The sequence below is a fragment of the Persicirhabdus sediminis genome (assembly GCF_016595495.1).
In the GTDB taxonomy this organism is placed as follows: Bacteria; Verrucomicrobiota; Verrucomicrobiia; order Verrucomicrobiales; family Akkermansiaceae; genus Persicirhabdus; species Persicirhabdus sediminis.
Genome location: NZ_JAENIM010000037.1, coordinates 87,134 through 94,632, shown reverse-complemented (window position 1 = coordinate 94,632; position 7,499 = coordinate 87,134). Strand labels below are relative to the sequence as shown.

At 50.3% G+C, this 7,499-nt stretch carries 3 protein-coding genes and 2 rRNA genes; 2 read left to right on the top strand and 3 right to left on the bottom strand.

Annotation, left to right across the window (positions count from 1 at the left end; genetic code table 11):
- Positions 1–199: 199 nt before the first annotated feature.
- Both JIN82_RS07485 and rrf read left to right on the top strand, forming a co-directional pair.
- Positions 200–3,035: ribosomal RNA gene (locus JIN82_RS07485) — 23S ribosomal RNA — on the top strand.
- 286 nt (positions 3,036–3,321) lie between these two features.
- Positions 3,322–3,437: ribosomal RNA gene (gene rrf, locus JIN82_RS07480) — 5S ribosomal RNA — on the top strand.
- A gap of 291 nt (positions 3,438–3,728) precedes the next feature.
- Here rrf and JIN82_RS07475 read toward each other — a convergent pair.
- From JIN82_RS07475 to JIN82_RS07465, 3 genes are all read right to left on the bottom strand, one after another.
- Positions 3,729–4,244: a hypothetical protein gene (locus tag JIN82_RS07475; RefSeq protein ID WP_200311012.1), complete on the bottom strand. Its 516-nt coding sequence runs from the start codon at positions 4,242–4,244 to the stop codon at positions 3,729–3,731.
- Between the two features lie 263 nt (positions 4,245–4,507).
- A complete protein-coding gene (gene tsaA / locus JIN82_RS07470) occupies positions 4,508–5,194 on the bottom strand; it encodes a tRNA (N6-threonylcarbamoyladenosine(37)-N6)-methyltransferase TrmO (protein ID WP_234041858.1) in 687 nt (228 codons plus the stop codon).
- A gap of 21 nt (positions 5,195–5,215) precedes the next feature.
- Positions 5,216–7,483, bottom strand: coding sequence for a tetratricopeptide repeat protein (locus JIN82_RS07465; RefSeq protein ID WP_200311011.1), 2,268 nt, complete (start codon positions 7,481–7,483; stop codon positions 5,216–5,218).
- Positions 7,484–7,499: the final 16 nt, after the last annotated feature.

The window sequence follows — 7,499 nt, the reverse complement described above, 5'->3', positions numbered from 1 at the left end:
GAGAGTGTTCGCTCTTTGATATCTATAGAGAAATTCATATTTTTAAATCAAGCAATTAAACGAGATTGCTCATTGAGTAAACTCATTCTTGCAACGACTTGGAAATATACTCGAACAAATCCATTAGATTAAGAACCAAATGGAAGGCAAATTTTGATCATGGTTTAAGCAAGCCATGATCGCTAGATTTCAATTAAGGAATCAAGTTATAAAGGGCACATAGTGGATGCCTTGGTGCTAGAAGGCGATGAAGGACGTGATAAGCTGCGATAAGCATCGGTGAGCTGCAAATAAGCTCTGACCCGGTGATTTCCGAATGGGGTAACCTAATGCTATTAATATGGCATTGTACCTTGCTGAATATATAGGCAAGGAAACGCAATACCCGGTGAAGTGAAACATCTCAGTAACCGGAGGAAAAGAAAGAGAATTCGATACCGTAAGTAGTGGCGAGCGAAAGCGGTAGAGCCCAAACCGGAGGCATTGTCTCCGGGGTTGTAGGACCCCGACGTGGGACCTTAGAGGATAGCTGAAGTAGCTGGAAAGCTACGACACAGAGGGTGACATCCCCGTAAGCGAAATCCAATAAGGCCCTAGGGAGTTCCTGAGTAGCACAGAACACGTGAAACTCTGTGTGAATCTGCGCCGACCACGGCGTAAGGCTAAATACTAACTAGCGACCGATAGTGAACAAGTACCGTGAGGGAAAGGTGAAAAGAACCCCTGTGAGGGGAGTGAAATAGAACCTGAAACCATGTGCCTACAAGGTGTAAGAGCAGCTTCGTGCTGTGATTGCGTGCCTTTTGCTTAATGAGTCTACGAGTTAGTGTATGTGGCAAGCTTAAGTCCTTCTGGGACGCAGGCGTAGCGAAAGCAAGTCCGAATAGGGCGACCAAAAGTTGCATGCGCTAGACCCGAAGCGGAGGCGACCTACCCATGGCCAGGTTGAAGCGTAAGTGAAATTACGTGAAGGACCGAACCGGTGAATGTTGAAAAATTCTCGGATGAGCTGTGGGTCGGAGTGAAAGGCTATTCAAGCCCCGTGATAGCTGGTTCTCCTCGAAATGCATTTAGGTGCAGCGTTGCGTGCTGATGAGTGGGGGTAGAGCACTGACAGGGCTAGGGGGCATACCCGCCTACCAACCCCTATCAAACTCCGAATACCATTCAATGGAGCGCAGCAGTGAGACAGTGGGGGATAAGCTTCATTGTCGAAAGGGAAACAGCCCAGATCAGCAGCTAAGGTGCCAAAATTATGCTCAGTGGAAAGGAGGTGGAATTTCATAGACAGTGAGGATGTTGGCTTAGAAGCAGCCACCATTTAAAAAATGCGTAATAGCTTACTCATCGAGAGATTCTGCGCCGAAAATGATTGGCGATAAGCATAATACCGAAGCTCTGGATGTCATTATCCTGCGGGATGATGGCGTGGTAGAGGAGCATTGTAAGTGCAGTGAAGCGTGAAGGCGACTGACTGTGGAGCGCTTACAAGAGAGTATGTAGACATTAGTAACGATAAGCCGGGTGAAATCCCCGGCCGCCGTAAACCCAAGGTTTCCCGGGCAACGTTTTTCGTCCCGGGGTTAGTCGGGACCTAACCCGAGGCCGATAGGCGTAGGGGATGGAAAGCTGATTAATATTTCAGCACCTGCAAAGTGATTGGGGACGCATTCTGAATAGTAACTAAGTAATTGAATTCTGAGGGGATACTACGGTTGAACCGCATTACTTGAAGGAGTGCCAAGAAAAGCCAACACGACTAAAAGCAGCCCGTACCGTAAACCGACACAGGTGGGTGGGTAGAGTATACCAAGGCGCAAGAGTGAAACCTGGTCAAGGAACTCGGCAAAATAGCTCCGTAACTTCGGGATAAGGAGTGCCCCTCTAGTGGGGGCCGCAGTGAACTGGCCCAACCGACTGTTTAGCAAAAACACAGCATTCTGCGAAGGCGCAAGCCGAAGTATAGGATGTGACACGTGACCAATGCCAAAAGATTACGGTAAGGTGTTAGCCCTCGAGGCAAAGCTCCGAGCCCAAGTCCTGGTGAATGTCGGCCGTAACTATAACGGTCCTAAGGTAGCGAAATTCCTTGTCGGGTAAGTTCCGACCTGCACGAATCGTGCAACGAGTTGGGCGCTGTCTCGACCAGGAGCTCAGTGAAATTGTAGTGCCGGTGAAGATGCCGGCTAATCGCAGAAGGACGGAAAGACCCTATAGACCTTAACTGTAAGCTGTTACTGTTTTTTCGATTTTAATGCTCAGCATAAGTGGGAGACGTTGAATCCATCCTTTAGGGGATGGCTGAGTCGCCAGTGAGATACCACCCTTTAGCATTGGAAAATCTAACCTCGAGCCGTCATCCGGCCGAGGGACCATGGCAGCCGGTCAGTTTTACTGGGGCGGTATCCTCCTAAAGAGTAACGGAGGAGCGCGAAGTTTGGCTCAGCACGGTCGGCAACCGTGTGTTGAGTGTAAAGGCATAAGCCAGACTAACTGTGAGACCTACAAGTCGAGCAGATACGAAAGTAGGCCTTAGTGATCCGGCGGTAGAAAGTGGAATTGCCGTCGCTCAACGGATAAAAGGTACCTTAGGGATAACAGGCTGATCGCGCCCAAGAGTTCATATCGACGGCGCGGTTTGGCACCTCGATGTCGGCTCGTCGCATCCTGGGGCTGGAGCAGGTCCCAAGGGTCCGGCTGTTCGCCGGTTAAAGCGGCACGCGAGCTGGGTTCAGAACGTCGCGAGACAGTTCGGTCCTCTATCCTCTGTGATCGTAGGAAAATTGTGGGGTTCAAACTCTAGTACGAGAGGACCGAGTTTGACGCACCTCTGGTGCTCCAGTTGTTCTGTCAAGAGCATGGCTGGGTAGCTAAGTGCGGTCCTGATAAGCGCTGAAAGCATCTAAGCGCCAAGCAGTTCCCGAGATTAATTTTCCCCGAAGGGTCGTGGAAGACCACCACGTTGATAGGCTGGGGGTATAAGTGCAGTAATGTATGTAGCTCACCAGTACTAATCACCCGTTCGACTTGATTCCTAATTCGAAATCATATTTCCAATAAGTCACGCAAGTGAGAACATCTCAATACCAAGCTGTAAGTCAGCGAGTAGATCGAGTAGCTAGATTTAAAAATATTCTCTATAGATATCAGAGAGCAAACCAAGTGATCAGTGTGCAGTGCACAGTGATCAGTGCTCTTAACCAAAACCAAAAAGCAATCGTAACAGATACTCCAGCCAGCTAAGGCCAATAGAAATCGACTGACCCCAAGCTCAGCATCAAGACCACTTGAAACTGAAAACTTGAAACTAGTCACTCGATTTCTGGTGACCATAGCACGGTGGAACCACCCGGTCCCATTCCGAACCCGGAAGTGAAACATTGTTGCGCCGATGGTAGTGTGGCGATAGGCCATGTGAGAGTAGGTCGTTGCCAGGTTTATATGCCCTTACTAAGTGAAAGCTTAGTAAGGGCTTTTTTTGTCCCGCTTCGCGGGAGTGATCAGTGGGAAAAAGTGAGCAGTGAGCAGTGGAGGTACGGCGTGCGGCCTGAAAGTACGGGCTGCGCCCTAAGGTACGCTGCGCTACAGGTGGAAGGTTCGCTGCGCTGCAAGTATAAGGTGCGCTCGCCAGCTCGCTGAAAGTACGGGCTTCGCCCTAAAGTTCGCTGCGCTGCAGGTAGAAGGTGCGCTCGCAAGCTCGCTGAAGGTGCGGCTTCTGCGCTAGAGTGTTATTCTATCACCACGAGACTGGCGATGGTCTTGGGATTGATCGCGTGTGCTGGTGTGGCGTAGAGTTTGTCTAGAAATGATCCCGCCATAGAGCTATCAGGGCTGGCTTGCCAGTAGTCGACAAGTGCTTTGGCTGAGATGGTTTTTGACTGCTCACAAAAGTTGTGTTTTTTCCACAGGGTTGCGAGACTTCGAGCTTGGCATTTTGCACCTGAGTATGGATGAGATATTGACTCTGGGCGGCCAGGCGTAAGTGTTTGTATGCGTTGCCAGTCAGCGGGTTCAGCTTGTTGGATCAGTTCACTAATGGCGGTCTCTGTGTAGCTGGTGCTCACAGCAATCCAGCAGACTTTGCGAGTCGTTTTTAATTTACCTGAGTTTAGGTCTAAATCGACAGTTAGGCAGTTGATTTCGCTAGCTGGATTGAAGAATGGCAAAACGTAGTTAGCCATGGCTGCCACGCCAATAGCGGTGGCGGCGATAAAGATAAGAGATTTCTTTTTTTTGTGACGCATCAAATATTGGGTTAGTTCAATATATTGATACTGCTAGTGTTGAATTACTTTTTCGATAAATGCACACTATTTTCATATACGAGTGCTTGATCGCGCAGGGGTAAGAGGCTGATAGCTAGTGACTCATGATAGAGAAACTAAGCTCAGCTGCGTTGCGGGGGAATTAATGCTTTTTCCATAGTGGGATGATGATTGCCAAACGGTTGTTAGTTTGGCGGAGTCATGTCTATGTGAAATTCATCGCAGTGATGAAAATGGTAAAGTTAGATGCTTAGGATCCAAATTTCATTGTCTTGAACCATCCAGCGCACATTGCGTCCGTTGATGAGGCATCCATATTCGCGTTGATTTGCTGAGTTCACCTGGTAAGGCGGTCTAGGATCTAGCGCGAGAGTATTTTCTATCAGCTGGATTGTTTCACTGCTGAAGTCTTTGGGAATTGGGCATTCCCATTTGATTTCTAGCTGGTTGGGAGCATCTGGCGCAAAGCCTGCACTAGCTTCGGGCAGCGCATCGGCGTAGGGCAGATAGGGTTTGATATCGAGAATTGGCGTGCCGTTAACGAGGTCGACTCCTCGTAGGTGGAGCACGGGTCCCTTGGGTGAGTTGAGCTCTATCCGGTCTAGTCTAACGACAGAGAGGCCAATTGGGTTTGGCCTAAATGGTGAGCGGGTAGCAAAGACGCCGAGTTTCTCATTGCCGCCTAAGCGTGGAGGCCTGACGGTTGGCTGGAACTCACGCTTCGAGCCATCTTTGTTGAATGTGTGGTGGAAGCTGTAGATGAGCCAGACGTGAGAGAATCCTTCGAGGCCACGCACCGCATCTGGATTGCGGTAGTGTGGCTCAAAGATAAGTTTCCCCCATGCTTCATCGACAAGCCCTGACTGGCGAGGGACTCCAAATTTTTCGCCATAGCAGCTGCGAAGGGTGGCAATGGTGTCGATGATCATAGGGGATGGTTTAGTTAGTCGTTATTGTCCACCTTGTTGTTTACCTGGTCCGAGGCGACTGAGGAACTGTAGTGATGGTTGGTGGCTGCGGTCGATAGTTAGGGCGTCGATACATGCTTCGCGAGCGGCATCGAGGTCATTCATGCGCGCGTGAACTGTGGCTCTGGCGTATGGATAGTTAGGCTCAGTATTGTTTGCCATTTCAGCATTTTTCAGAGCCACTACGGCTTCACCTAGTTTCTCTTGCTGAGCTAGTAATAAACCTAAGTTGTACCATGCGCGGTCGAAGCGAGGTTCGCGTCTGACTGACTCACGGAAGTTAGCTTCGGCTTCATCAAGTTTACCTAGCTCGGCTAAGGTTAGAGCCATGAGGTATGGATAGCGTGGTGAAGTCGTGTCTAGGTCAGTGGCTACCTTGAGTTGCTCGAGAGCCTCTTCAGGTTTGTTCAACTGGCCAAGTACAACTGCGTAGGCTTCGTAAGGTGCTGGTGATGATGAATCCCATTCGGTGGCTTTTTTCATCCAGCGAGCGGCTTCTTCACGTTTGCCACGAGATACTGCCATCTGGCCACGGCGCATGGCTCCAGCTGGCTGATCTGATGTGTGGTTCAGTGATGCTTCAAGCTCCTTACGGATAGATGACGCTTGTGATAGGTCTTCGCGCATCTCGAAGGCTGCAGCTAGGCGGACTTCACGTATCTCATCGCTAAGCATTGGCTCAAGCCATGCGTTAGCGTTAGGCATCTGGGCGATGATAGGAACTGCGGTCACTCGGACTAATGGATCTTCGTGGCGGCTGGCTCCTTGAGCTAGTTCCTGAAGGCGTGGGTCGTGCGCCCACGGTAGCATGGTACGCAGTAGTGTGGCCTGCCAGAATGGATTCACTTGCTCAGGGTAAACGGCTAGCAGGTCGTCGATGGCGTATTCACCGTTGAACGCTCTCTGGATGGCGCGTGTACGGTTGCGTTCTGGGCGCTTCATTTTGTCGCCGTACCATTCGTCTACCCATTTGATAGCCCAGTCTACGTCTTCACCCTCGTTGCCGAGTTTGTCGTGACATTCGTTGCATGAGTTAGGAATGCCGAGTTCTTTAGTTAGCAGAGGATCTGGAATATGGAATCCGTGATCGCGACGTGGGTCGCGGCCCATGTAGGTAGTCTGTCTCATATGACATTCTACGCAGCTGTTACCAGTGCTGTCTTCTGGGTGGAATGAGTGCTCCGTTGGGTTGATGATTTGTGCGCCATCGACACCTGTAGCGTGGCACTGAAGACAGATCATATTGCCTTCGATCGGCAGCTTGAGTTTGGTGCTGTGAGGGTCGTGACAGTTTAGGCAGTCGATACCTTTGTGGCCCATTTTGCTCTGGCGAAGTGATCCCCAGACGTAGTCTTCGTTGAGAATTTGGCCGTCGGCGTAGTAGAGGTGTGGCTCAGTAGGTAGCGTGAGCATGTAGTGATCGGCGTATTTGTCGCCAAACTTGAAGTCATCGTCAAATTCCCCACGTCGGCTGTGGCAGGTGGCGCATGATTCAATCACAGTTTCACGAGGTACGGATGCGTGTTCTTTGAGGTCAATGAGGCAGCCGTTGTCAGATGGTTTTTCGGCAATGTCGCCGTGACACTGAACACAAGAGATTGCCATTTCTGTCCAAGTGGAGCTGTAGGCATCGGTTTCAGGATCGTAGTTTTTGTGGAATTCTGTCATGTGGCAATAGGCACATTGCACGTTCCAGTTCATGCCTCGGTTAGTCCAATGCCCCCAGTCTGACTCCGTGCGGTCGTCCATGTCGAAGGTATCAAACCATTCTTTTTTCTCAGGATCCCACGCGGCGCTAACAGTAGCCCAGCGACCGTCTACATCTTCGGTTAGGTACTGGATGAGCGGCGTGATACCGATCGCCATGCGAGCGATGTGTTTTTTGCCATTGAATTCAACGATGGCATCGTCGCCTTCGCGGTAGAATTTCCAGCTGTGGTTAGGGCTTTCAAAACTCTCATTATCGAATGCTAGGCGATCATCTTCATTGTCCCATGAAATAAGTCTGTTGGCCTGACCGTGATGAGATTCTTGCCAGTGGTGATAGACGTCTTCGTGGCACTCCATGCATTTCTTTGAGATGCTTTCCACACCTGGCTGCGTAGCGAGCTGGTGCATGCCGGGAGTGACGGTGGCGCTGGCAGTTGTTGCTGCGGCTGGCGCTTGGTCTTCTTTGGTTGGCTCTTCTTTGCTACAGCAGGCAATGAATGTGATTGCTATAGCCAGAGCGGCGGTGACTTGGGCTTTCATGTTTGAGTTAGAAATA